Below are 25,987 nucleotides of genomic sequence, written 5' to 3' on the forward strand. Positions count from 1 at the left end.
GGTTAGTGCCACTGCCAAACTCAATCTCTGCTTCATCAGGCTAATGATTAAGAGGCTTGCAGCACCTTCTTAGATGTCAAATGGGTTCTATAAACGGAATCAAGAGCATCTTAACTGTGGATATATTAGCCTCAATGAATTTTTCATTGTCAGTGCAGATGGAAAAGATAATGAAACTTTGGGCAAGCGGCAAGATCATCTACTGATGAAATTACTAGAATTTCGATGTGATGACATTCCGTTTACCCAGTTTATATTTGATATAGTTACAGACTTTTCATATAAAAGAAAACGTTTATTTGTTGCCCTTTTTATAAAGCATAACAAAAAATACGATGACTTTGAAAAACTTAGACTAGAACCTAGCTCTTGGATTTGTGTAGGAAGTTGGGTTCCCGTATATCAGAAGCGCGTTGAGTATTTAGAGTCGCTGCTTCCACTTTTCAATAGTGTAGCTTTTCTGGGACATAAGCAATATGTAGAACAACTTATTCAGGGGTTATGGGAAGAAATTGAAAGAGAAAAAAAGCAGGACTTCATGCACGACTAGGTTATAAAATACTAGCTACTTTAAGGAAAAAAATATCATGAACACTGCCAAACTCACCACTGATGGTACTCACCAAATCGTCATTTTGCCCGAAGACTTTCAACTTACTGGTACTGAAGTTTATATCAAAAAAATTGGTAACGCCATTGTTCTCATTGCCAAAGATAACCCCTGGCAATCCCTGATCGACAGTCTAGACAATTTCTCTGATGATTTCATGACTACCAGAGATCAGGCACTCCTCAACACCAGAGAGAACTTCTAAATGCGATACCTGCTTGATACCAACAATCTGCATTTACCTCATCAAGCAAAAACCCCAAAAAGTACTGGATAAATTCCAAACTCTTAGCATTTCTGATGTCGGTATCTCCTCCATCACCGTTGCCGAACTCGAATATGGAGTTGCTAAAAGCCAACAGCAAGAGAAAAACCGCATCGCCCTGATGCAATTTCTGCTACCTCTATAAATTGTCGAATTCAATGAAGCATCTGCAACGATTTACGGCAGCATCAGAAGTGATCTCGAAAGTAGAGGACTTATTATTGGTGCAATGGATATGCTCATTGCTTCTCATGCGCTGAGTTTAAGAGTTACCCTAGTCACCAATAATGTGCGAGAGTTTTCTCGTATTCCCACGCTCCTATTAGAAAACTGGGTTGAGTAGTTGTCAGTATGCGAGATGTGATGATATTGCGTTACTGGCATCCTGTAATATCAATCAAAATAACTTTAAGATCAGCATCATGAGTATTATCGTCTTCGGCAGCATCAATATAGACTTGGTAGCAACAACACCCCGGTTGCCAGTTGCAGGAGAAACGTTGCTAGGAGAAGATTTTTTTAAAGTTTCGGGAGGGAAAGGAGCCAATCAAGCCGTAGCATTAGCAAAATTGGGCATTCCTACCCAGATAGTGGGGCGTGTAGGCGCAGACGATTTTGGTTCGGAACTTATTAACAATTTGCAAGCATCTGGTGTGCAGACTGATAACATTTTTGTGGATAAAACTGTTAGTTCTGGAGTCGCTATTATCACCGTGAGTCAGACTGGTGAAAATCAAATCGTCGTCATTCCTGGTGCAAATGGGCGCGTCAATCAAGAAGATATAGAGCGATTATCCCACTTTTTATCAGAAGCTACAGCACTACTTTTACAACTAGAAATTCCTATTACTGCCGTGGTTGCTGCTGCTAAAGCCGCAAAAGGTGCAAATATAAAAGTAATTTTTGACCCCGCACCTGCACAATCTAATTTACCAGATGAACTCTATTCATTGGTAGACATTATTACACCGAATGAAGTTGAAGCAGCGCAGTTGGTTGGTTTTCCTGTGAATGGAGAGGAACAAGCAGCCAAAGCCGCTGCGGTTTTATTGCAACGGGGTGTGAAATGTGCGATCGTCAAACTAGGTGCTAAGGGTGTTTTTTGTGCCACTGCTGAAGAAAAGTTTTTTGTACCCGCGTTTTCAGTTCATGCAGTTGACACAGTAGCCGCAGGCGATGCTTTCAATGGTGGTTTAGCGGCGGCGCTTTTTGAAGGACTTTCCTTACATCAAGCAGTTCTTTGGGGTGCAGCAGCAGGTGCTTTGACAGCGACAAAACTAGGCGCACAAACTTCGCTACCGGATAGGTTTACATTTGATGCATTTCTTAAGGAAAGGGGAATGAATGGTGGTTTTCAAGGGTAGGTATTTAAAAAAGCATAGATAAACAGGTAAAATACTTATCTGATCGGGATCGGCAGAAATATCAGTGCGGAACTTCTGAACGATGTAGGGTGTGTAGCAGGAGAAATGCAGATAGTAAAAGTGAGGAATTAAGTATGGCACTATATCTAGACTCAGCGATCGCATCGGAAGCTGAAGTTGTTAAGCTTTGGGGATGGGTAAAAGGTATTACAACAAATCCCACGTTGTTATCTCAAAGCGATACCCCACCAGAAACCACGCTCAAAAAGTTGGTTGCCTTGACAAATGGCCCGTTATACTATCAACTTATGGCATCCGATAAAGCTGGGATGCTAGCTGAAGGTAGAAAAGCTTTCGAGATTATTGGTTCACAAACAATTTTGAAGATTCCTGCAACACCGTTAGGGTTTGAAGTGGTGGCGAGTCTATCACCAGAGATTACCTGTTCAGTGACAGCGATTTATAGTGCAGCACAGGCAGCAGTAGCACGGGAAGCAGGAGCTAAAATTGCCATAGCTTATGTAAATCGAGCTACCCGATTGTTAGGTGATGGAATTGCCTTAGTGCGGGATATGGCTAGCGTACTTAAAGGTAGTGATACGGAAATCTTGGCAGCTAGTATCAAATCTCCTGAAGAAGCAGCCGCATCGTTGCAAGCCGGGGCGGATCATTTAACTTTACCACTGGCAATGTTGCAGGCGATCGCAACTCATGAATTCTCACAAAAAACTGTTGAAGAATTCGCTAAAGGAGGCATTGGTTTAAATAATTCGTAATTCGTAATCACGCTCTCTACGAGACGCTAAAAGCGTAGCTTGCTTCTCTGTAAGAGTACGCAGACTCGCTCAGTTCAAGCTGTAGTGCTTATGGAGCATAGCTTATAGCTTTACAAACGTGCTATTCTTCTCTAACGACTGTTTAATCGGGTTAACCTAGAATAAATCCATTTTAATATTAGTAATGCCTAATATTCAAGAACACGTAAACACTCTCGTTACGAAATTTGTTCCGGGTTATAGATTTTTTCGTTTACAAGAACTCACAATTGATAAAAATAATTCAATTCAAACAGAAATTAATAGTAAATCAATTAAAGTTCTCAGTTGGAATATTGCTAAACAAAACTATAATAACGCTTGGTTAGAAGATTTTTCAAAAATAATTGCAACTTATCAACCCAACCTTATATTTTTACAAGAATTTTCTTTAAAGTTAGAAGTAAAAGAATGGGCAAAATGGTTGAAAATGAATTGGAGTTTTGCTCCTAATTTTGTAGATATTCATCATCAAACTTATTCAGGGATCTTTACAGCATCAACAATCAGTCCAATTACAAAAAAAGTAATAACTACTAAACATTATGAACCGATTGTTAAAACTCCTAAAATTTCTTTAATAACTGAGTATTTACTATCTGAACAAAGCACAACTCTCCTGACAATCAATACTCATCTGATCAATTTTGTAGATTTAAATAAATTTAAAATCCAACTCAATGAATTAGAGCTAGCGTTATCTATACATCAGGGACCACTAATATTTTCAGGAGATTTCAATACTTGGAGTCGAAAAAGAGCAGTTATTCTCAATCAAGTAACAACTCAATTAGGATTAACGCCTGTAATTTTCGCACCTGATGAGAAGGAGAAAATTAAACGCTTCCTGTTATCACCACCTTTAGATCATATCTTTTATCGAGATATCAGTGTGAAGAAAGCCAGTGCTAAAGTGCTAGACCAAATTTGTTCATCCGATCATAAGCCATTGCTGGCAGAATTTACTTATACCAATACTCAAAAAAATTAAGATGGTTGTAGATGCTGGTGTTCTAGCTATTTTTAGCACAGCTACAGTTGTTGTTCATTTCGTGGGAGTTATACATGCAGCCCATGCAGTGATGAATGTGCGTTCTTCCCAAGGGGCAATTGCCTGGAGCATTTCTCTAATTACCTTTCCCTGGCTAGCGATTCCGTTGTATTGGATTTTAGGAAGAACTAAATTTCATGGATATGCTGAAACACTGCGCTCAGTCTATACACAACACTATAAGCTTATTCATCCGACTTATAACGAACTGATTAAATTTCAGGTTGCGCCACCAGATAATTTAGCTGAATTGCAACCATTAGCTGAGGCTTTTACAGAAATTTCTTTCACATCAGGCAATGCTGCCGAATTACTGATTAATGGCCAGCAAACCTATGAAGCGATGCTGAAAAAGATTGCATCGGCGACAAATTATATTTTGTTTCAATTCTATACTGTTAACGCTGACCAATCAGGTAATGAGTTTAAAGAAGCGTTGATTGCTAAAGCCAAGCAAGGAATAAGCATCTATTTTCTCTACGATGAAATTGGTTCAAAGAAACTATCTCGCCCTTATATCCAATCTCTACAACAGCATGGAATTGCAGTGAGTGCATTTAACACCACTAAAGGTCAGGGTAATCGGTTCCAATTTAATTTTCGCAATCATCGGAAAATTCTGGTGGTGGATGGAGAAATCGCATTTGTCGGTGGACTAAATATTGGTGACGAATATTTAGGAAAAAATCCTCGCTTGAGTCCCTGGCGCGACACCCATATCATGCTTGAAGGCCCAAGTGTACAAAGCCTACAAAACTCTTTTGTGCGAGATTGGTATTGGGCAGAGCGAAAACTTCTCGAAGTTAACTGGCAGGTAAAAATTAATCGAGAAACTAATCAAACTGTATTCATACTTCCTACAGGCCCCGCAGATCATCTGCCAGCTTGTAAGCTTTTTTTCGTCGAACTAATTAATCAAGCTCAAACTCACCTCTGGATTGCTAGTCCATACTTTGTGCCGGACGAGGCAACATTGTCAGCCTTAAAACTGGCAGCAATGCGAGGTGTCGATGTGCGAATTCTCTTACCAAATCGACCCGATCATTTATTTGTTTATTTATGTTCCTTCTCTTACTACACCGAAATGGAAAAAATCGGTATCAAGTTGTATCGTTACAAAAATGGGTTTATGCACCAGAAAGTTATAGTCGTTGATGAGAATATAGCAGGGGTAGGAACTGTTAATTTAGATAATCGCTCTTTTTCCCTAAATTTTGAAGTTATGGGTTTTGTTACCGAGCCTGGGTTTGTCCAAAGTGTGAAAAAGATGTTAGAAGATGATTTAGCTGTCTGTGTTGCTGTCGATCTTAATGAGTACGATAAAAAACCTTTTTGGTTCAAGTTAGCTGTGAGAGTCTCTCGATTGCTGACTCCTTTACTTTAATCACTAATAATTGCCCCTACATCTAACATATAGAAGAATCCATCAGGTAAAGTTAGGGTAATTTACTCAGTGGTGTCGCTAAACCGTCAATGCTGATAAGATTTCTCTGCTGTTGAAATTCTCGAACTCCCTCTTCGCCTTTTTTACTAGCCCAGTTTACTAAAGTCTGGCGCTGACCTTGATATTCATAGAGTGGTACGCTAAAACCACAGGAAGTCTGGATTTTTTCAATGTCAGCGACGATAATTTGACGAGTTCCAGGTATCGGCAAAAACAGAGAATACAACGAGTCCCACTCTGGAGAACTTGGTAAAATCGTGGTTCCTTGACCGTAAAGACGCAAGATACACGGGGGTTCTTCAAAGGCACAAAACATGAAAGTTATCCGCCCATTTTCTTGCAAATGGGCTGATGTTTCGTTAGCACTACCTGTGAGGTCTAGATAACCTACTCGGTTGGGAGACAGGATACGAAAGCAGTCCTGACCTTTAGGAGACAGGTTAAGATGACCTGTAGGACTCAAAGGTGCAGAGCCAACAAAGAAAAGGTGTTGGGCAGCAATAAAGTCTTGCAGTTCCTTAGTAATACATTCAAACAATTTAGACATAGACTGTCTGATTTATATTTGCAAATTTATCATGTTCTCAGCCTATGTCTTAGCTAAAAATCTAGCAAGGTATAATTACCGATGTCTGCTTTATCGGCAGGGAGTGGGGAGTTGGGGAAAACTGTTACTGTCTCATGTATCGACTAGCCATTTGGATGGCATCAGCGATATCGACATCACCATCACCATCAGCATCCAAGAAGGAATTTAGGACAGGATTTCCGCCAGCTTGGGGATTTTGAGCATTGGCACCTGATTGCAAAAACTTTAGCACCAAAGGTACTGCTAAAGGCAGCAATTGTTGAACGATACCAGCATCCAAGCCAGTGCGCTGGGCAGCAACTTCAGCTACTTGTTGTTGTATCTGAGGAGAAAACAACGAATTGACGGCTTGAGGGTTGGGAGAAGTACCAGCATATTGACTGACTAAATCTTGTGTGGCTTCATTACCATCTGTGGCTTGTTTATCTTGTAAAGCAGAACGCACTTGACCACCCACAATTGACAAAACTGATTGGATGGTAGAAGGATCTGCGCCTGTGCGATCGCTCAACTGTTGTACACTATTGACAATGCTTCCTATTTGACCTAAGCTGCCCTGTTGATTGGGATTAGCGACGGCACCAAGAATTTGATCGAAAAGTCCCATAAGTTTGTTTCTCTGTTTGTTCTCAAAAACTTGCCAAAACTGGCTTGAAGTTTTTTGTGTACACGGACTTTTGTAAGTCTACTAAAAGATTAGAACACGTGAGCTAATAATTAACGAATAAAATTCTAACAGCTACTAGCTCAAGGATGAAAAATCGAGCAATTACAAATTCTGTTCCTCTGTTTACAGCTATTTTCAGGTAAATAGACCACGCGGTAGGGGTGCAAGGCCTTGCGCCCCTATTACAACAGATGTGGTTCAAATACATGAAAACTGCTGTAACTCAGATTGGCTTAACTCATATTGGCAAATAATTTTACCTTAATGTTTTTCTACCACAATCTTAGATGCATAGGCGTAGCCCACACTTCTCTACGTTCGCGCAGCGTGTCGCAGACAGACGCTCTTGCTAGCTTGCTTCCACGTTCGCGTAGCGTCACCGTAGGGAAGTGGTACGACAAAGCTTAGTGACCACCGCAGGCATCGCTAGCCCCAAACTCGTACTAATGCGTCGTGATTTGGTTGTGAAAAATACTTCAAAGTTCCGACTAAAAAAATAAATCGCTGTCTGTAGAAGAATGTTCATCTATCTTTCAGACAGCGATCGCAAAACGCTCAACTTATTTACCTGATATTTGCTCTACGCTAATGCCGCTACTTTCTCTAGTAAGCCTTGAAACAATCTCAAGCCATCACTACCCCCTAGCATTGCGTCTGACGCCCTTTCTGGGTGCGGCATCATTCCCAACACATTACCCCGACGATCGCAAATCCCGGCAATATTGTTCAGTGAACCGTTGGGATTTTCGCCTTCATAACGAAACAAGACTTGCCCGTTATCTTCAATTTCTGCGAGAGTAGCTGCATCAGCGTAGAATCTCCCCTCTCCGTGGGCAATGGGCAAAGTGATAACTTCACCAGTTGTATAAGCTTGCGTCCATAGATTAGTACGCTCAACTTTCAAGGGGACGCGATCGCAAATAAAATGTAAATCCCGATTTCTGGTTAACACCCCTGGTAAAAGTCCAGCTTCAGTTAATACCTGAAAGCCGTTGCAAATACCGAGGACAAACTTACCCTTTTGGGCGTGTTCCACAACCTGTTGCATCACGGGTGAAAAACGTGCGATCGCACCACAGCGCAGATAATCCCCGTAACTAAAGCCACCAGGTATAATCACAACATCCAAATCAGCAATATCTGTTTCTTGATGCCAAACCATGCGCGTTGGTTGCCCCAGTAAATCTCTGGTTACATAAGCAACATCGCGATCGCAATTAGAACCGGGAAAAACAACAACACCGAATTTCATGATTAGTTAGGAGAGTGGGGAGTGGGGAGGTAGAGGAGCAGAGAAGGCAGAGGAGGCAGGGCGGAGAAAGAATAAATAATTAATGCCCAATGCCCCATGCCCTATACCCAATCCCTAAAATACCCCAGTTTGAGTTTCGACCTCAATTAATTCAAAGCGGTAATTTTCAATTACAGGATTTGATAGCATTTGGTCACAAATGTTATCAAGGTCTTTACGAGCTTTCTTCTCTTCAGTTGAGGTGATGGTGAGTTCAATGTACTTGCCAATCCGCACCTGGTCAACGTTATCGTATCCCAGTTGCTTAAGACCGGATTGTACAGCCACACCAGCGGGGTCTAAAACTGAAGGACGAAGGGTCACGAAAATTTTGGCTAGATACTTGGTTTGCACGGCTTTTGCTGAATGCTGCGATCGCTATACTATAACTTTCTGTTCCAATTGAGTGAAAATAAGATTACGAAGCGGTTAAAGTTAATTGATCGATTAACTTAATCTAACAGCTTCAAACTACAGTGGCATACTTAAATAATTATCTATGAGAGCCATACGCACCCGCAGTCAAGAGCGTATTTTCAACCTACTGAAAACTATCATAAAAGGCATTTCCGCCCAAGATATTTACGTAGAACTACGTAATACAAATCAGAGCATGGGTTTAGCAACAGTTTACCGTTCTCTAGAAACCTTAAAACTAGAAGGCATAGTACAAGTGCGAAATTTGGCTAACGGCGAAGCCCTCTATAGCCTAGCACAACAAGATAAACACCACCTTACTTGCTTGCAATGTGGTGTCTCAATTACGATTAATCAATGCCCAGTTCATGACTTAGAAGACCAGTTAGAATCAAGCCATAAGTTTAAAGTTTTTTACCACACCCTAGAGTTTTTTGGGTTGTGCAATCAATGCCAAGTAAATCAAAGTACTAAGATTAGTCAATAGTCATATCAATTTTATATGGTGTTGCACTTTATTCTCCTACAAACTAAAGCCCGTGGCTACCAAAAACAAGCCTTCTTAGACGGGCTAATGATGTAAATTTCCATAAAGAAATGGTGTGAGCAGAAAATTTTCTTTGCTGGTCAAGCTTAACTACAGGAGTTATAGAGTGTTGAGAATTAACGTTGAAGAAGCAGCTATGAATTTAAAATCTCTTTTAGAACGAGTAGCTAGGGGAGAAGAAGTAATTTTGCTAGAGCAAGATAAAGCTGTCGCTCGTTTAGTTCCTCCGCTACAAAAAGAAGAACGATTAGCAAGTATGAAACAATTTCGTGATTCTCTTGCGATTAGGGGTGAATCATTGAGTACAACTGTCATAAATGTACGTACAGAGGAACGTCGTTGATTTATTTAGATACAAGCGTTATCGCTCCTTTGTATTGGACAGAAGCTTTAAGCGATGCAGTTGAACAATTACTACTAAATCAATCAGCTTAAGGTTGCTTTATTCAAATAAAACTCAACCAACTAAATACATCTGCAACTGTTAATTGCCAATTTTCCAAAACACTCAAAACGGGTAAGATATCTTGCTGTTCTTTTAATTCTGGTAATTTATTTGGTTCAAAAATCATGATGGACTCATCAGCAGAATCGAGCAACCAACCTAGCTTTGCTCCATTTTGGATAGAAAATGTAATTTTGCTGATAACTCGGTTGGGTGATTGTTCTGGTGAGAGAATTTCGATTATCCAGTCTGGGGGAATCTCAAATTTATTCGTAATTCTACCTTTAGCATCAAGGGGAATTCTTTGCCATTCAAACACAGCAATATCCGGTATTATTGAACGACCTTCAAATGTACAGCGTAATTCAGGAAAGGCATAAGCAATTTTTTGCGGTTTAGCAATCTCATTAATAGCTGTGATTAAACTGCTTTGTAAAGTACTGTGCTCTCCTTGTGGCATAGGCTTTTGGTATATTTTTCCGTTAAAATACTCGCTTGCTGGTTTTGTCTCTGCTAGTTGTAAAAACTTTTCTAAACTTAGTCCTGTGGTTGGCTGAATAGATAACGTCATAATTTACAACTTATCAAAAATTGATTATTTTATCTTTAGAAGAATGTAACAATTAGTGCGTAGGCGTAGCCCGTCTTAGACATCACATTCCTTTCACTAGCTATTGTAATTTTATCAAATAGGTCAAATGAAATATTAGGCGATCGCAATAATAACGTTGATGACCTGTTCTGGGTTAATTATCATTTGTCATTTGTTACTGGAAAGAGACAAGGAAGAAATTTGTCTTCTTGTCTCCACTCTCTACCTCTACTCCTAACTAGGGCGATTATTTTCTAATCCTGGGATTTGTTTAGAAAACAATTCGTTAGAGTTAACCTGACCATCTGAAACGACAGAACGTATGCCCTCTAAAGCAGCAGGAATGGAACGCGGATCTATAAAAATCACCTTGCTGCTATCGCTTTTACCAATTGTTGCGCCCATATCGAGATAACCCAAGGCAAATAGAACTTCCACTGCTTTATTGGCATTGGGGTTATTATGGAGCTTTTGGGCAATAATTTCTGATGACTCTGCGATCGCCTGGGCTTTCAAAACCTGCTGCTGACGTTCGGCTTGAGCTTTCAGAACGATCGCCTTTTGTTCAGCTTCCGCTTGCAAAATCACCGATTTTTGACGAGCTTCCGCATCCAAGATTTGCGCCTCAGCTTTACCTCTGGCGCTATTGACAGCAGCTTCGCGATCGCCTTCTGAAGTTAAAATTGCTGCCCGTTTGCGTCGTTCTGCCGACATTTGCAATTCCATCGATTCACGCACTGCTTGAGAGGGAATAATATCTCGCAGTTCTACCCGTGTCACTTTCACACCCCAAGGATCGGTAGCAACATCCAAATCCTGTAACAAAAGCTCACTGATATGGGAACGAGCAGTAAAGGTTTGATCCAACTCCAATTGTCCCATTTCGGCGCGAATTTGAGTCAGCACCATGTTTACCATTGCCGACTGGAGATTTTCTACCTTGTACCAGGCTTTTTCCATATCCACAATGCGCCAATAAAACACTGCATCTACCTCAATGCCAACGTTGTCACGGGTGATGCATTGTTGGGGAGGAATATCTAAGACTTTTTCTTTGATAGTTTCTCGGTAGACAACTCTATCTACGAAAGGAACGACAAAGTTTAGTCCTGGTTCCAGTTTTTTGTTATAACTACCCAATCTTTCCACCAAAGCTTGATTACCCTGATTGACGACTTTCACCGAACCTGCGACAGCAGAACCACCAAGAGCTAAAAATACTAGTAAAAAAAACTGTTCCATTGTGAATCTCCTAATTTTTATTAATAAAGGGAGTGCGAAGTGGAGGAGATGAGTGAGCAGAGGAAGTAGAGTAAGAAGAACTATTGAATTTTGACAAATGACAAATACTTCGACTACGCTCAGTACAAGTGACAAATGACAAATACTTAAGAATTCAACAGATTTTCCGGTATAACAATCAAAGTAGTACCTTCCCTCCTAACCACATAAACTCTTTGATGGGGTGGTATGGTAAATTTGTCATCGTCACATCTTGCTTGCCAAGAATTTCCCTCATACCGCACCCGCCCTGTTTTCCCAGGCAGAATTTCTGTTAAGGTTTCAGCTATAACTGCATCCCGAATTTTTGATTTGCGTTGTCTTGGTTGCAAAAACCGACGAGAAAGCACGATTAGGGCTGTGGAAACCAACAGCCAAACCACAATTTGCAACCATACACTTCCCATACCCACTCCAGACAGCAGCGCCACCACAAAAGCGCTAATTCCCATCATGAAGGCGACAAACGCCGATGGTAAGAACAATTCTGTTAAACACAAAACTGCTCCTGCCATCAGCCAGATTAAGGTAAAACTTGGCATAGCGCCATCCTAGTCTCTACATTATTGACGTAAATGCATTTCTACGATTAGATACAGCCAGACGTAAGTTATTTACAGAAAACAAAACCGGGTATTTCTACCAATAATTTTGCTTAATTTCAGTAACAAGGTGTAGCTAGCGGTACACAAATCCAGTTTATTCTAGCCTTCAATTCATTGCCAGCTAAAGTTAATCGAAGTTCACGAGTTGATTGTTTTTTTAATTTATACTTTTATGATTTCTACTCAACTGATAATTTTTTGTATAAATCCAGGCTGTAATAGCCCCATTAATCCGATGGGAGATAGCGTTTGTGCCAGTTGCCAAACTCCTTTGGTTCACCGCTATCTGTGGGCGACTGGCTTATTGTCTGCTCAAATCCCACCAGGCACAAAGGTAGCAGATAGGTATGAGGTAATTAAACAACAGATTTGGCTGGATACTCAACCGGGACTGCCGCCAGATGTACCTGAAGAATTGCCAACGGAAGTAATTCCTTATTTACGATTATATCAAGAGCGGTTACATCTGCCCCAGGCTTATGGGTTTGCTAGTAATCTTGAGGAAGATACAACTGATATCCTCTTATTGGAAAATGCGCCGATAGATAAGACAGGAAATATCTATCCAACTATTGTTGAGGCTTGGCAGGAAGCCACGGCAGTACGACAAGTTTATTGGCTGTGGCAAATTCTCCAACTTTGGACACCTCTAGCAGAATTGGGACTTAGCCGCAGTTTACTAGTAGCAGATAACTTGAGAGTCGAAGGTTGGTGTATACAACTGTTGGAACTCTACCAAACACCAGATGATCAGAAGCTGAGTTTACAAAATCTGGGGGAGTGTTGGCAGTTTTGGGTAGTTTCTGCAAAGGCATCAGTAACCAAAGGGTTACAGAACATTGTTCAGCAGATGTGTGAAACCGAGATTGAGTTAGAGGCGATTAATATTCAACTCAATAATTTACTACTAGCAGTTGCCGCCGAATTGCCATTAGTCTTGAAGGTGGCAGGCTCTACAGATATTGGCCCAATGATGGCGCAAAATGAAGATGCTTGCTATCCCAATAGTTTGAGTGATTTAGATGAACCTTTATTGCGCCACTTGTCGATTGTTTGCGATGGTATTGGCGGACACAAAGGCGGTGAGGTTGCGAGTCAGTTGGCAGTACAGTCTGTAAAGTTGCAAATTCGCGCTTTACTAACTGAGGTGACAGAACAAACTGTACTTTTTCCACCTGAGTTGTTGCAGGAACAATTAGAAGCAAGCTTACGGGTGGTAAATAATCTAATTTGTGCCCGCAATAACGAACAAAAACGCCAAGGCAGAGAACGCATGGCTACAACTATTGTCATGGCCTTGCAAGTTCCACAACGAGTCCAGACAAGTACTGGGTGGCAATCAAATAATACCCATGAGCTTTACTTGGCTAATGTTGGCGATAGCCGTGCCTATTGGATTACTCGCAATTATTGCCAGCTACTGACAGTAGATGATGATGTGGCAACGCGAGAAGTACGCCTTGCTAAAAGCTTGTATCGAAAAGCACTTTTAAGACCAGATGCGAGTGCTTTAACTCAAGCATTGGGGACAAGAGATTCAGAATCTTTGCGTCTCAAGGTTCAGCGGTTTATTCTGGAAGAAGATGGCATCTTGCTACTGTGTTCTGATGGTTTAAGTGATAATAACTGGGTGGAACAATCTTGGCAGGATTATGCAATACCCGTGTTAACAGGGCAAATGACAGTTGAAGATGCTGTCCGCAACTGGATTAACTTGGCAAATGAAAAAAATGGACGTGATAATACTTCGGTTGTTTTGACTTATTGCCGTGTCTCTCCAGAATACTTAGTACCTGTGACTCCGGCGTTGCCAGAAGAGATTATAGAAGCAGAAATACAGGAAGAAGAACAAGAGGAACTAGAGGAAGTAGAAGAACTAGAAGAACCAACTTCTTTTACAGAAAGTTCGCAAGCTTTGCTAGATTTGGATCTAGATTTGGATCTAGATTTGGATCTTTCAGAAGAACCACCTCTCAACCCAGAAATTCCACCAACCTTAATTACAAAACCTAAGCGGGGTAAACGTTTGGTAATGCTGGGGGGAGTGTTGGCGTTGCTTGTGGGGGGTACAAGTCTGGGATTATTTGCTTGGTGGCAAATTAATCCTCAAGGATTACAGCAAATGTGTCGGCAACTTCCCCAAAAAGTGCAGTCAGTGTGTCCGACTGGGAAATAGGTTATCCCGAAATGTTCTAATGTTGATCAGAAATATTCCAGTATTGATAAGGAATATTGTAATTTTGATGAGAAATATTAGAACATTCCTTATGGATATTGTAATGTTGATGAGGAATATTGCAGCATTGATAAGGAATATTGTAATGTTGATGAGAAATATTAGAACATTCCTTATGGATATTGCAATGTTTGGGAGAAACATTGCAATCTTGACAAGAACTACTTGTAGATTCAGAGTGATGGAAAAGAAAGTGGCGATCGCTAGTGAGTCAATATAAGGCAAGCGATCGCACCACAAATAACTCTACATAACATTTTGCCTGATTTTGGTGTGCAGTGAGGTACACCCGTAGGGGCACGGCAGTGCCCATTAGTGTCAACTTAAGCTGAAAGCTATATTGGGTAGGTGTTTTACACATCACCTCACGCCCTCATCCCCTAACCCCTTCTCCCAAGGGAGAAGGGGAATTGAATCTCAAGCTCCCCTCTCACGGATGGGAGAGGGGCTGGGGGTGAGGGCAAAACGTTTTCACCAAGCGGGTTTCACGTTAAGTTGACACCAATGGGCACTGCCGTGCCCCTACACCCCGCGATATAATCTTGTACTGCATCTGAATGGGAACCGCTATAATTGCGGATTATGATTTAATTAATCATTCAAAACTATTAAACAACCCAGAATATAATCCAGAGCAAGTTAAAACGCTGAAATTGATTCAAGGAGCGTTGCGACTATCAGCGCATATATATTTTAGTATACGCGATCGCTTGAGAACTGCCATTTGTGCGATTATCAAAAGGCAGCAGTTGTCTCCCCATTCATTCATCTTCCTCTTAGGAGGCTTTGGGTTTGACGAACTTGAGAGTCATGCGATCGCTCTCCCCAATAGTGAGCAAGCGTTCCCTGTCCTTTTGACCTTGGCTCAAGGTTGGAGGTAGTGTCCAAACTCCGCCCGGATAGTCCTTGGTATCTTTTGGGTTGGCGTTAATCTCTGATTTGCCTACCAATTTGAAGCCAGCCTTCTCCACAGCAGCAATTACCCCATCTTCTGACATATAGCCCGTTTTGATACTCTCTTGTAAAGAAATCCCCCCAAGACCACGGTGTTCTTCCACCCCTAAGATACCCCCTGGCTTGAGTGCTTTGTAAGCTGCCGCGTAAACCTGCTCGGCATAGCCAGCTTTTACCCAGTTGTGAATATTACGGAAAGTAACAACCATGTCCACAGAGTTGTCTGGGGCTAGGGTAAGTTCATTTGGGGGATTGATTTGGGCTACTTTGACCTGACCAAAAACCTCTGGATTAGCTGCCAGCTTCTCTTGCAAAGCCAAAGCGGGTTTACTTGTGCTAGGAGTAAAGTTAGTAACTATGAGTTGTCCCTTGGGCGCTAGAAATGGGGCTAATATCTCAGTATACCAGCCGCTTCCTGGCCACAATTCAACCACCGTCATATTTGGGCGCAGACCGAAGAATTCGAGAGTCTGGGCTGGGTGGCGGTACTTGTCTCGAAGGCGATTCTGCTCTGAGCGATGACTGCTAGTTAGTATGGTTTGGAGTGTAGTTGTGTCGCTGAATGTCGCTTTTTGGCTCTCGTTAGCTAGAGCATTGGGGGGTATCACAGATGCCAATACAAGCAAAGCTAGAGTCAGGGCTTTCAGTAAGCCTTGGCGGGGGATGAGATTTTGTGTAAATTTCATAGCTGTTGTTTTTATTTTCCCTTTCAGCATAAGGGTTAATAGCGTAGCGATCGCACTTCAACTCACTACAACCACAAATCAACTCTATCGATTAACACTAGTCATCGTACTAGTTAGCCTGACCAACTTGTGTAGCTTCTGGAATTTCAATCAATTTCCCAGTTTTGACATCGTAAAGGTAGCCATAAATCGGAATTTCTGGCGGTACTAATGCGTGAAAGCGAATCCGTTTCAATTTTTGCCTATCTCGCCAAGTGCAGGTGTACCCGCAAAATTCCTTGAATTACCTCTTGTACAGCTTCTTTACTCAAGCTGCCATCTACCCGAACAATTCGTGAGGGATGGGAGGCGGCTATTTGTGCGTATCCTTGTTGAACTCGCCGATGAAAAGCGATTGTCTCCTGTTCAATGCGGTCTAGCCCTACTTGGTCTGAGAGTTTGCGGGCTAGTCCAACTTCGACATCGACATCTAGCCAAATAGTTAGATCGCTTTCTAAACCACCAGTAGCAATATTATTAAGCTGATTGATTAAACTCATGTTCAGACCGCGACCATATCCTTGGTAGGCAATGGTAGAGTCAGTGTAGCGATCGCATAAAATATATTTCCCAGTTGCGAGATTTGGTTTAAGTTCTTGTTCAACGTGTTGCGCTCGGTCAGCAGCATACAACAAAAGTTCTGTCACTTCTGCAACTGGCTCTCCCTGAGCGGAGCCGTTCGCGTAGCGTCCCGCAGGGAAGGGTTTATCTTCTGACTTTTCTAGTAGCAAGCGGCGAAGATGTAAACCTAACTCTGTTCCCCCTGGTTCGCGAGTTACCACCACAGTTACACCTAGACTTTCCAACCACTCAGAACAAAGCTGGATTTGGCTGGTTTTGCCACAGCCTTCCACCCCTTCAAATACAATTAATTTACCACCCATGCTTTTTTGTTCGCTGCTATAAACTGATTCGCTGACGTTTCATCAGATCAAGAATAGCGCGAAGTCTAAAATTAACCTGCAATTGCGTAGGCGTAGCCCATCGTAGATATCGTAGTCTATGATTTAGTTACCTGAAAATTGCTGTAATATGATGTCCGCATAAATAAATAGTTATGATTCCCACAGTGATTGCACCCCACCCCCAACCCCTCCCTGCAAGCGGGGAAGGGAGACAAAGTGTAGCTTTGGCGGGGTGGGGTGATTCGGGTTTAATAAGTAATCAAGCGGACATGATATAACTTAGACGGTATAGTATCTCGCCAGCCTTGGGCACAAGCAAGATGCCTTCATGTTCTCGGTTAGCCCATTCAGTGGGTCGAATAGTCGCGGGGTCACGATAGTTCAAGTTATGAGCAGCACAGCGTTCAGCAGAAATGCCAGTAGCTAAAGTCACGCGAATTCGCGCTTGTTCTCCTTTTATCGGATCAAAAGTACCCATCCCTTTTAAGTGAGTACTATGGGCTAGCACTCCAGCAGGATACTTTTGAAATTTACCCCACTGTTTGAGAAAGTAATCCCGCACATGATAGCCAACTTGGGACAGAATTTCACCGTGTGTATAGCTAAACTCGGTAATGTGAGGCGCATATATAATTAACTCGCCTCCGTCAGCTACCACTGGTTCTAACTTGTACATTCCTTTTGCTGCTGTCCAAATGTCATCATACATTTGGGGCATGACAGAAAGCACTTGTTTAAAAGACCGATCTACATATTTAATATGCAGTTTAGCTGATAATTGTGCAGCAGCTTCCCAGGCTGACTCTGGTTGACCTATATAAAGTCCAGCTAGCTGATTTGTTTTCGGTGCAACGACCATCGCCAAACAAAGTTTTGAGGTAGAAATCAGGTTAGCGGCTCGGTTAATCAAACGCCGGACTGGTGTTATTCCCAGCGTACCAATAATTTCGTAACAAGTAATTAAAGCACCTAACCAGTGGGAGAGATTAATTACTTCTTGACCACCAATACCAGGAAAAAAATATTTATTTCCACCAGAGAAACCGACAACTTCGTGAGGAAAAACTGGCCCACAAATCACGATCAAATCGTATTCTGTTACAAGCTTATTAATACGCACATCAACTGACTGATGTAGCATTCCACCGCTAATCTCTGCTATCTCGTCTGCCGAAATTACTCCACAAGAAATAAAGGTATTCGGATCGTTCCAAAGATGGTTAAAGATGCGAATTTTTTGAAAAGTTGTTTCTCGCTCCTCCGGTGTAACTCCCACCAAGTGATTGATTTGTTCTTCACTCATGGGATTATGTGTACCCAGAGCGATCAAAAAATCCAGAGCCGCTACTCTTTGACTCAACTCCTGATGAAGCAATCGAAACATTTGAGGGATGGGAGCAGTGCGGGTACTATCTGGAATTAACACCAAGATGCGCTGTCCATCCAACTTCGGGTCTGCTAAAGCTTGATGAACTAGCCCGGAAACTTGCTCATCTGAAAGTGTCCCGTTATTTACAGCCAGTGAATACATGACATTATTAAACTCCACTGTAGATACTAAATCCACCATCTACCGGCACAACTACCCCGTTAACAAAACTAGAACCAGAACTACATAACCAGATTAAGGTGCTGAGTAATTCATCTGGTTTTCCGAAACGCCCGGCGGGGGTATGGTCAATAATTTTTTGCCCACGTTCGGTCAAACTACCATCAGAATTTAAGAGTAAATCTCGATTTTGTTCGCCAATAAAAAAACCTGGTGCGATCGCATTTACTCGCATTCCATCACCATACTTTTGGGCGAGTTCTACGGCTAGCCAGCGAGTAAAGTTATCTATCCCTGCTTTCGCGGCTGAGTAGCCAACCACACGGCTAATCGCTCGAATGGCAGACATAGAAGAAATATTCACAATGCAACCGTGAGGCTGACTTCTTTCCACCATTGCTTGACCAAAAACCTGACAAGGTAGTAGAGTGCCAACTAAATTGAGGCTAACTACTTCCTCAAAAGCAACGCGAGGCATATCAAAAATAGTCGCATCAGGAGTAATTGTAGCAGCAGCAATATTACCGCCAGCCATATTTACCAGGATATCTATCTCACCCCAACGCTGTATAATAACATCCCTAGCGATTTCTAATTGGGAGCGATCGCTAACATCTGCTACCACAGCGATACTTTCTCCACCGTTAGCAGTAATCTCAGCCACCACCGCCCCCGCCCTGACTTCATTGCGACCCAAAACGACCACTCGCGCTCCAGCCAGAGCCAAACCCTTTGCCATAACCCCACCAAGCACACCAGAACCACCCGTAACTACCGCTACGCGCTCCTTCAAGCTAAAAAGTTTGTTTAAAATCAACTCTGACATCACCCATTCCCCCTCTCTGCGTACCTCTGCGCTTCCCTTCGTGCGACGGCAGTCGCTACAACGGGGGGAACCCCCGCAACGCGCTGCCTCCCCTTTGCGTTTAAATTCCCCCCCCTCAACTCCCCTCAAACTTATAAGCAACCTTAGCGAGGTCATAAGCCAAAGCACGAGCCATATCATACCCTTCCTCCTCCTCAACCAATCCCCGTGCGACCAATCCAGCCAACCAATTACAAGCTACCCGCCGCCAGACATTATGACGAGCCGGAATCGAAACAAAAGCCCGTGTATCATCATTAAACCCGGCTGTATTATAAAGTCCAGCAGTTTCCATTACCTGATTGAAATAACGCTCCATACCATTTACGCTGTCGTGAAACCACCAAGGCGGCCCGAGCAATACACTGGGATAATGACCAGCTAACGGAGCCATCTCGCGGCTATAAGTGCTTTCATCCATGCCAAAAATGATTAAATGGAAGCGGCGATCGTTACCGTAAGCTGACAACAACGGGCGTAGATTTTCAGTCCATTCTATTTTTACGGGAATATCAGCGCCTTTATCAGCTCCAAATTTCTCAAATAAAGCCGGATTATGGTTACGCATCACACCACAATGCATTTGCATCACCAAGCCATCTTCTACACTCATCCGCGCCATTTCCATGAAGATATGACCGGTAAAATTTTCTACATCACCTGAATTCAGCTTGCCGATTAATGCTCTCGCAAAGATAGCTTCAGCTTCTTGGTCAGAAAGACGTGTGGTATAAGGTGTAGCTGCACCTTGATCGGTAGCTGTCGCACCCATTTTTTTAAAGAAAGCTCGACGTTCTTCGAGAGCTTGCACAAAATTGGCGTAAGTGTTAATTTCTCTACCGATACTGCTTTCCAACTTGGTAAGATTTTCGCGCCAACCAGGAGCATCTAGGTTAACTACTGCATCTGGGCGAAAAGTTGGTCTGATTTGAGTAAAACCTGCTTCGTGGAGCGATCGCTGATTCTCTAGGTTATCACTGACGGCATCGGTAGTACAAAGCACTTCGATATTAAAGCGTTTGAATAAAGCACGAGGGGAAAACTCCGGTAAGGCTAACAAACCTTGCAGATAATCATAGATATGTCCAGCATTGTGAGAATTTAAAGGTTCATCTACGCCAAAGACGTTAGTTAGTTCCTCTTTCAGCCACAACCCAGACGGAGTACCTTGGAATAGATAAAAATGGTCGGCGAACAATTGCCAGATTTTGCGGTGGTCGGTTTCTCCTGGTGAACCATCATTGGTTGGTATGCCTAAAGCTTGCAGAGATATGCCCCGACTATAGAGCATCCGCAAAAGGTAGTGGTTAGGGATAATCAGTAATTCCGTCGGTGAACCAAAACGGGCTGCGGGATTAGCTAACAAAGCTGGATCTACGTGTCCGTGTGGGCAAACTAGAGGTAACGCAGATATGCTATCAAAAAATTGATGGGCTAGTCGTCTTTGAACTGGTTCTGGAGAAAAGCAGCGATCGGGAGATAAACTCGGTTTTTTAGTTAACATAATTTTTGTTTGATTAAAATTCCTAACATAAATTGTTTTGAATTTTAAATTGTTAATAATGCTGCACTACTACCACGCTGTACTAGAAAAGGAGATAAAACGCGGTTTTTCACAGTTTTTTCTTCTAATAAATCGAGTAACATTTGCATGGCTATGCCACCAATTTCTAACATTGGCTGGCTAACTGTAGTTAGTGCCGGCGTAACGTAACAACCTAGAGCAATACCATCAAATCCAACAAGGCTGAGATTTCGCGGTACTAAAATACCTAATTCTTGGCAAGCTAACAAAGCGCCAATTGCTACCATATCGTTGTAACAAAATATGCCTGTAACTTCCGCAGTCAATAGTTTAGACAGCATATTTTGCCCGGTGTTCACATCGCTAGTTCTGGTATCATATTCATCACTAATTGAAACCCAATCAGTATTTGGTGGAATACCAGCTTCCGCAAGGGCCATTTGATATCCTTCTAGGCGTTGCTGGTTCGACCTGCTGCGATCGCCTACACCCAGATAACCAATAGCGGTGTGTCCTAAACTAATTAGATGCTCTGTCGCTAATTTAGCACCTAAGCGATCGTCTATTGCTACCGAGTGAAATATTTCCGATTGATCTTCAGTCTGGCTATTAATCAAAACTGTTGGTACAGCAATTTGTGTGAGTTGTTTAGTATGCTGTTTACTAATTCGCGAGTCGGCTACTAAGATCCCGTCCACTCTACGGCGATGAAAAGTATCAATAGCTGCCATTTCCTGCTCAAAATCTCGGTGTGAAGCACTCAATAAAACACTCAAACCTGCTGGTCTGGCTATCTTCTCGATTCCCTCTACTACCTCCGCAAAAAAGGGATCTGAAATTGAAGTTACTACTACACCAATAGTATTAGTACGTTTATTTTGTAAGCTTTGAGCAATAGCATTCGGCACATAGCTCATCTCCTGCGCCAGTCGCTTAATTTCTTCTCGCACTTTTGGGCTAATGAGAGCGTTATCTCGCAAAGCACGTGAAACTGTAGAATGAGAAACGCCTGCTCTGCGAGCAATATCTTCAATTGAAATTCTTCGTTTATTCATTATTTTATCTTAGCTTTTAAATATTGCACACGTGTGCAATTGTATGTATTATAGAAAAGAATCGTTATTTGTCAAGAGATAATACAACTCACATTTTGTATGGAAAAGAGTTTCTCCATGATTACAACTACAAGTTACCAATTACAAATTCCGAATTAGTAGAACTTTTATTAAGAAAAAATGATTATCCTCGTAATGGGTGTATCTGGTTCTGGCAAAACCACCATCGGAAAACTACTAGCAGACTCCTTAGAATGGGAATTTAGCGACGCTGATACTTTCCACTCGCCAGAGAATGTTAAGAAAATGCGGCGCGGTATCCCTCTGAGTGAAGATGACAGGATGCCTTGGTTACAAGATTTGCAAACAGCTATTAAACACTGGCTGCAAGAAAATAAAAATGTGGTGCTGGCGTGTTCGGCTTTAAAAGATAGCTATCGGCAATTTTTATTATTAGATTGCGATGGCTCCGCCAACGCCAAGGGCGAACGCATCAAGTTAGTTTACCTCAAAGGGTCTTATGAGTTAATTCAAATGCGCTTACAAGAGCGTAGCAATCATTACATGAGCGAAAAACTGCTCGATAGCCAGTTTTATACACTTGAAGAACCAGTAGATACTCTATGTATAGATGTTGCACAGCCACCCCAGATAATTGTCCAAAACATTAGAACTGCTCTGGAAATTTAGCTGATTAGTGACAACCGTAATATTAAGATTAATCACGTATCTACAAAAACACGAACTTTTGGCAACTAAATCACATCGGATGTTGAGTCTAAAGAAATATCAAAGCAAGCAGATAACTGTAATGGTAGGAGAAAACTAGTGTTTATAAGATTAGCGCAACAGCATCAGCAATTCGTCCAAGACTTGGTAATGAACCTGCAAGCTTTGACAATTATACTTGAGCGGCGTGGCTATACTGCGTCTTGTTATACATGCGGCGAGCAAATGAAGAGTGCTTCATTTATGGTTAGCCTGAAAGAAAAGCACCTGATTCGGTTTTTAGTGTCTGATTACGGAATTACTTGGATGGAATTGTGGGACGATCGCGAATTAATGAAGTTGGAGGGTGCAGAAGCGATAAACCAGTTACAAGAGTTGGCTAATCTTGTTAAGTATTCCACGACTGTACAATTGACAAATTGATACTAAGCTGGTTGAGTCAGACATAAAAATTCATAATTATAGTTTTTGCACACGTGTGCAAACAAAGATTAGCTTATATTTAGTAAATTCATGCACAGATGTGCAAAAAACAAAAGCACCATTTTTATACTGAACCAAACAGATCGGATAAAACACTTGGTGAAGTAGAGCGTGTATAGGTATGCAAAGACGAAATTAAACTTAACACACATATTTGCACACGTGTGCAAATATAAATAATAAGTCGAATATAGTTTTTGCATACCTGTGCATAATAGAGTGCAAAAGTACTATTTAACAAATACAATATCGACAAGTAGAAAGAGATGTCTCAAACTCTAAATAATGCCATTCTTCAGGTTCAAAACAATCCCTTACATTCACTAGAAGAATGGGAAGAAGACTTACTTAATCGCTATCCCGATCCAGATAGCATAGTTAAAGAAGGTAAAACCACCGAAGAGTACAGGAATTACGAAACGACTATTAGAGATACGGTCAAAGAGTTTTATCGGTTAAACCATATTAATCAAACATATAATTTTGTACTTCAAAAAGAAAAAGAATTTTTGAAGTTTGATAAAAAAGAAATGTCTATTTGGGATGCGGTCGAATTTTTGAATCAATTAGTCGATGATTCCGATCCTGATACAGATATGGATCAGTTACAACATCTATTGCAAACATCAGAAGCTATTCGCGCTGATGGTCATCCTGATTGGATGGTACTTACCGGCTTCTTTCACGATATGGGGAAAGTCCTTTGTCTGTTTGGTGAACCTCAATGGGCTACCGTAGGGGATACTTATCCTGTAGGTTGTACATTTTCTGATAAAATTGTTTTCTCAGAATTCTTTAAAGAAAATCCTGATTATAATAATCCCGATTACAACACTAAATATGGCATTTATGAGCCTAACTGTGGATTGAGTAATGTACATATCTCATGGGGGCATGATGAATATTTTTATCAGATGATGAAAAACTATTTGCCCGAACCTGCATTGTATATGCTTCGCTATCACTCATTTTATCCTCAACATCGTGAAAATGCGTATGAGCATTTGATGGATAAACATGATAAAGAAATGTTTAAATGGGTAAGTTTATTCAATCCCTACGATTTGTATTCAAAAAACCCTATTCCTCCTGATTGGCAGAAATTAAAACCATACTATGAAGATTTGGTGGCTAAATATTTACCCGCAACATTAAAGTTTTAAACTGCTTGAAAAATAATTCAAAATTTTCTATTTTTAAGGGGATAAAGTAAGAACAAGATATTGGTATACAAACTTTATTTATCCCAAATCAGGCTTAAAAATATTATCTTGTTTACTCTTGTATTGCCTTCAAGTGATGGAGGAGGAATAACAAATAAATACGCTTGGCAAGCTGATTATAGTTTATTTATAAAATCTAAGCAAAGGATGTTTACATTTTTCAAAACCTAGTATTCACAATCAAAAAAATTTCTACTTTAATAGTATCTTTTCTGAAGGAGATTGATTGAGAAATGTTAAAAACTTTAATATTGACCCTAATATTGAATAGGCTAATTTATGCAAATGCTTTAAAAAGAAGACCTTGGGTTTTCTCGAGAGATTTAAAACCTTTTGCATTTGTAAAGTTCAATAAACAAAATTAATTTTTGCACTGGAGCCAGATAAAATGAAGAAAGTCAAAACAAATAAAGATTTACAAGTTTAATAAAACTAATTTTTGGAAGTTTCACTTAAAAGCTGTTTTCAAGCTACGCACTACGAAATAATTCCACCAAGAAAAATGTAATTATTTGAAGTAATGTCATGTTCGTGATTTTGCTTTAAAAATAAACCATTTAGTTTAGTGAAACTAATCGCAATCACTCCAATTATGTCAAATCACAAGACCTTTGGAGTTTAAATTCCAAAAGCTAGTGCGATCGCTAGGTTAGGTCTAAGTTTTTCAGACCTAGTTTAGATTGTGATGACATCGATAAAATTTCAATCCGTTGTTATAAATATGAAGAGAATTTCGCTCATAGTTGGCATATTAGGTTTCGCGGTTGTTGGTTGCACAAATGGCGTTAAAAATGACAACACTGCTACTAATGCTACTACTAACAAGGCTACTAATATAAGTGCAGAGAGTCTTAGTACTCCAAATAAAAAATTGCAAACAATCGGCGTAGCTTTGGGTGACTTAGGCAATCCCTTCTATAATGCAGTGCAGAAGGGAACTGAGACAGAAGCTCAGAAAATCGGGGGTAATATTAGAGTTAATGTGGTTTCTAGTGCCTTTGACCTAAACCAACAAAGCAACCAAATCGAAAATTTTACGGCTGCGAATACTGACCTAATTATCCTTAGCGCTGTTGATAAAAAAGGAGTTAAACCAGTTATTGACCAAGCAAGGCTTGCAGGTAGGGTTGTTATTGCATTAGATTCAGCCGTTGATGCAGATGTGGATGCGATGATTAGTTCCAACAATACCCAAGCTGGTGAGATTGCTTGCCAATATATTGCCGATCGCCTCAAAGGTCAAGGTAGTGTAGTCATTCTCAACGGTACTCCGATGGACTCAATCAATCAGCGAGTGAGTGGCTGTGAGAAGTCATTGTCCAAATATCCTAATATTAAACTCATCTCTAAAGAGCAAAACGCCGAAGGCACAAGGGATGGAGGACTAAGAGTCATGAGCGATTTGCTGACCACCTTTCCCAAAATTGATGCCGTTTTTGCTACGAACGATCAAAGCGGTGTTGGTGCAGATTTAGCCGCTAGACAAGCAAGACGCAATGAATTTTTTATTGTTGGGGTTGATGGATCGCCAGATGCAACCAAAGCAATGGAAGACAAAGATGGTGTATTTGCTGCAACTGCTGCTCAAAATCCCGCAGGGATGGCTCAAAAAGCGGTTCAGATTGGCAACGATATCATCCAGGGTAAAAAACCTGAGTCATCTGAGATTCTAATTCCAGTCAAGTTGGTTACTAGAGAGAACCTTAGCAGCTACAAAGGCTGGTAATTTGTAATTCGTAATTACAACATACGGAT

Annotated in this window: 30 protein-coding genes; 15 read left to right on the plus strand and 15 right to left on the minus strand. The window is 41.2% G+C overall.

Annotation, left to right across the window (positions count from 1 at the left end; genetic code table 11):
* Window positions 1-73 precede the first annotated feature (73 nt).
* The 8 genes from V7L12_RS29810 (at window position 74) to cls (ending at window position 5,489) form a co-directional block, all read left to right on the plus strand.
* Window positions 74-550 (plus strand): hypothetical protein, encoded by a 477-nt coding sequence (locus V7L12_RS29810; RefSeq protein WP_335089918.1) that lies wholly within the window; start codon window positions 74-76, stop codon window positions 548-550.
* 37 nt (window positions 551-587) lie between these two features.
* Complete coding sequence (locus tag V7L12_RS29815) at window positions 588-815, plus strand: antitoxin (RefSeq protein ID WP_335089919.1); 228 nt, start codon at window positions 588-590, stop codon at window positions 813-815.
* Between the two features lie 13 nt (window positions 816-828).
* Window positions 829-1,020 carry a type II toxin-antitoxin system VapC family toxin gene (locus V7L12_RS29820; protein ID WP_335089921.1) on the plus strand — a complete coding sequence of 64 codons (192 nt, stop codon included), beginning with the start codon at window positions 829-831 and terminating at the stop codon, window positions 1,018-1,020.
* A gap of 42 nt (window positions 1,021-1,062) precedes the next feature.
* Window positions 1,063-1,218 (plus strand): hypothetical protein, encoded by a 156-nt coding sequence (locus tag V7L12_RS29825; protein WP_335089967.1) that lies wholly within the window; start codon window positions 1,063-1,065, stop codon window positions 1,216-1,218.
* A 79-nt stretch (window positions 1,219-1,297) separates the two neighbouring features.
* Window positions 1,298-2,239: a ribokinase gene (gene rbsK, locus V7L12_RS29830; RefSeq protein WP_335089923.1), complete on the plus strand. Its 942-nt coding sequence runs from the start codon at window positions 1,298-1,300 to the stop codon at window positions 2,237-2,239.
* A 134-nt stretch (window positions 2,240-2,373) separates the two neighbouring features.
* Entirely contained in the window at window positions 2,374-3,015 is a 642-nt protein-coding gene (locus V7L12_RS29835; RefSeq protein ID WP_335089925.1) for a transaldolase family protein, read from the plus strand.
* A 184-nt stretch (window positions 3,016-3,199) separates the two neighbouring features.
* A complete protein-coding gene (locus V7L12_RS29840; RefSeq protein ID WP_335089927.1) occupies window positions 3,200-4,045 on the plus strand; it encodes an endonuclease/exonuclease/phosphatase family protein in 846 nt (281 codons plus the stop codon).
* A 1-nt stretch (window position 4,046) separates the two neighbouring features.
* Complete coding sequence (gene cls, locus V7L12_RS29845) at window positions 4,047-5,489, plus strand: cardiolipin synthase (RefSeq protein WP_335089928.1); 1,443 nt, start codon at window positions 4,047-4,049, stop codon at window positions 5,487-5,489.
* A 52-nt stretch (window positions 5,490-5,541) separates the two neighbouring features.
* Here the strand turns inward: cls and V7L12_RS29850 are convergent, their stop codons facing one another.
* From V7L12_RS29850 to purS, 4 genes are all read right to left on the minus strand, one after another.
* On the minus strand, window positions 5,542-6,096 hold the full coding sequence (locus V7L12_RS29850) for a pyridoxamine 5'-phosphate oxidase family protein (RefSeq protein WP_335089930.1): 555 nt from the start codon (window positions 6,094-6,096) through the stop codon (window positions 5,542-5,544).
* Window positions 6,097-6,220: 124 nt separating this feature from the next.
* Entirely contained in the window at window positions 6,221-6,745 is a 525-nt protein-coding gene (locus tag V7L12_RS29855; protein ID WP_335089932.1) for a DUF937 domain-containing protein, read from the minus strand.
* Window positions 6,746-7,385: 640 nt separating this feature from the next.
* Window positions 7,386-8,057 carry a phosphoribosylformylglycinamidine synthase subunit PurQ gene (purQ, locus tag V7L12_RS29860; RefSeq protein WP_334823763.1) on the minus strand — a complete coding sequence of 224 codons (672 nt, stop codon included), beginning with the start codon at window positions 8,055-8,057 and terminating at the stop codon, window positions 7,386-7,388.
* Window positions 8,058-8,171: 114 nt separating this feature from the next.
* Window positions 8,172-8,450, minus strand: a complete 279-nt coding sequence (gene purS, locus V7L12_RS29865; protein ID WP_334823761.1) for a phosphoribosylformylglycinamidine synthase subunit PurS — start codon at window positions 8,448-8,450, stop codon at window positions 8,172-8,174.
* Between the two features lie 145 nt (window positions 8,451-8,595).
* Here purS and V7L12_RS29870 point away from each other — a divergent pair, with 145 nt between their 5' ends.
* Window positions 8,596-9,000, plus strand: coding sequence for a Fur family transcriptional regulator (locus V7L12_RS29870; RefSeq protein ID WP_335089934.1), 405 nt, complete (start codon window positions 8,596-8,598; stop codon window positions 8,998-9,000).
* Between the two features lie 166 nt (window positions 9,001-9,166).
* Window positions 9,167-9,403, plus strand: a complete 237-nt coding sequence (locus V7L12_RS29875) for a type II toxin-antitoxin system Phd/YefM family antitoxin (protein ID WP_335089936.1) — start codon at window positions 9,167-9,169, stop codon at window positions 9,401-9,403.
* A 103-nt stretch (window positions 9,404-9,506) separates the two neighbouring features.
* Here V7L12_RS29875 and V7L12_RS29880 read toward each other — a convergent pair whose 3' ends face one another.
* From V7L12_RS29880 to V7L12_RS29890, 3 genes are all read right to left on the minus strand, one after another.
* Window positions 9,507-10,076 (minus strand): Uma2 family endonuclease, encoded by a 570-nt coding sequence (locus V7L12_RS29880; RefSeq protein WP_335089938.1) that lies wholly within the window; start codon window positions 10,074-10,076, stop codon window positions 9,507-9,509.
* 255 nt (window positions 10,077-10,331) lie between these two features.
* Window positions 10,332-11,339: an SPFH domain-containing protein gene (locus V7L12_RS29885; protein ID WP_335089940.1), complete on the minus strand. Its 1,008-nt coding sequence runs from the start codon at window positions 11,337-11,339 to the stop codon at window positions 10,332-10,334.
* A gap of 146 nt (window positions 11,340-11,485) precedes the next feature.
* Window positions 11,486-11,920, minus strand: a complete 435-nt coding sequence (locus V7L12_RS29890) for an NfeD family protein (RefSeq protein WP_334823749.1) — start codon at window positions 11,918-11,920, stop codon at window positions 11,486-11,488.
* 235 nt (window positions 11,921-12,155) lie between these two features.
* On the opposite strand from V7L12_RS29890, the gene V7L12_RS29895 reads away from it, so the two are divergent.
* Window positions 12,156-14,159 carry a protein phosphatase 2C domain-containing protein gene (locus tag V7L12_RS29895; RefSeq protein ID WP_335089942.1) on the plus strand — a complete coding sequence of 668 codons (2,004 nt, stop codon included), beginning with the start codon at window positions 12,156-12,158 and terminating at the stop codon, window positions 14,157-14,159.
* 271 nt (window positions 14,160-14,430) lie between these two features.
* Here the strand turns inward: V7L12_RS29895 and V7L12_RS29900 are convergent, their stop codons facing one another.
* The 8 genes from V7L12_RS29900 to V7L12_RS29935 form a co-directional block, all read right to left on the minus strand.
* The gene (locus tag V7L12_RS29900; protein ID WP_335089943.1) at window positions 14,431-14,580 is read right to left on the minus strand and encodes a hypothetical protein; all 150 of its coding nucleotides are present in this window, start codon (window positions 14,578-14,580) and stop codon (window positions 14,431-14,433) included.
* Between the two features lie 415 nt (window positions 14,581-14,995).
* Window positions 14,996-15,859 carry a class I SAM-dependent methyltransferase gene (locus V7L12_RS29905; RefSeq protein WP_335089945.1) on the minus strand — a complete coding sequence of 288 codons (864 nt, stop codon included), beginning with the start codon at window positions 15,857-15,859 and terminating at the stop codon, window positions 14,996-14,998.
* A 109-nt stretch (window positions 15,860-15,968) separates the two neighbouring features.
* Window positions 15,969-16,094 carry a hypothetical protein gene (locus V7L12_RS29910; RefSeq protein WP_335089947.1) on the minus strand — a complete coding sequence of 42 codons (126 nt, stop codon included), beginning with the start codon at window positions 16,092-16,094 and terminating at the stop codon, window positions 15,969-15,971.
* A gap of 7 nt (window positions 16,095-16,101) precedes the next feature.
* Window positions 16,102-16,782, minus strand: a complete 681-nt coding sequence (gene tmk / locus V7L12_RS29915; RefSeq protein WP_335089949.1) for a dTMP kinase — start codon at window positions 16,780-16,782, stop codon at window positions 16,102-16,104.
* 280 nt (window positions 16,783-17,062) lie between these two features.
* Window positions 17,063-18,373: a lactate racemase domain-containing protein gene (locus V7L12_RS29920; RefSeq protein ID WP_335089950.1), complete on the minus strand. Its 1,311-nt coding sequence runs from the start codon at window positions 18,371-18,373 to the stop codon at window positions 17,063-17,065.
* Window positions 18,342-19,178 carry an SDR family oxidoreductase gene (locus V7L12_RS29925; RefSeq protein ID WP_335089952.1) on the minus strand — a complete coding sequence of 279 codons (837 nt, stop codon included), beginning with the start codon at window positions 19,176-19,178 and terminating at the stop codon, window positions 18,342-18,344. Before V7L12_RS29925 ends, V7L12_RS29920 begins: the two co-directional genes overlap by 32 nt.
* 115 nt (window positions 19,179-19,293) lie before the next feature.
* Entirely contained in the window at window positions 19,294-20,721 is a 1,428-nt protein-coding gene (gene uxaC, locus V7L12_RS29930) for a glucuronate isomerase (RefSeq protein WP_335089953.1), read from the minus strand.
* Between the two features lie 44 nt (window positions 20,722-20,765).
* Complete coding sequence (locus V7L12_RS29935; RefSeq protein WP_335089955.1) at window positions 20,766-21,797, minus strand: LacI family DNA-binding transcriptional regulator; 1,032 nt, start codon at window positions 21,795-21,797, stop codon at window positions 20,766-20,768.
* Between the two features lie 180 nt (window positions 21,798-21,977).
* Between V7L12_RS29935 and V7L12_RS29940 the strand changes: the two genes are divergently transcribed.
* The 4 genes from V7L12_RS29940 (at window position 21,978) to V7L12_RS29955 (ending at window position 25,958) form a co-directional block, all read left to right on the plus strand.
* Window positions 21,978-22,487, plus strand: coding sequence for a gluconokinase (locus V7L12_RS29940; protein ID WP_335089956.1), 510 nt, complete (start codon window positions 21,978-21,980; stop codon window positions 22,485-22,487).
* Window positions 22,488-22,625: 138 nt separating this feature from the next.
* Window positions 22,626-22,949, plus strand: coding sequence for a DUF1815 family protein (locus tag V7L12_RS29945; RefSeq protein WP_104909129.1), 324 nt, complete (start codon window positions 22,626-22,628; stop codon window positions 22,947-22,949).
* Window positions 22,950-23,275: 326 nt separating this feature from the next.
* Window positions 23,276-24,172, plus strand: a complete 897-nt coding sequence (locus V7L12_RS29950) for an inositol oxygenase family protein (RefSeq protein WP_335089958.1) — start codon at window positions 23,276-23,278, stop codon at window positions 24,170-24,172.
* 781 nt (window positions 24,173-24,953) lie between these two features.
* Window positions 24,954-25,958: an ABC transporter substrate-binding protein gene (locus tag V7L12_RS29955; RefSeq protein ID WP_335089960.1), complete on the plus strand. Its 1,005-nt coding sequence runs from the start codon at window positions 24,954-24,956 to the stop codon at window positions 25,956-25,958.
* Window positions 25,959-25,987: the final 29 nt, after the last annotated feature.

Source organism: Nostoc sp., assembly GCF_036918245.1.
In the GTDB taxonomy this organism is placed as follows: domain Bacteria; phylum Cyanobacteriota; class Cyanobacteriia; order Cyanobacteriales; family Nostocaceae; genus Nostoc.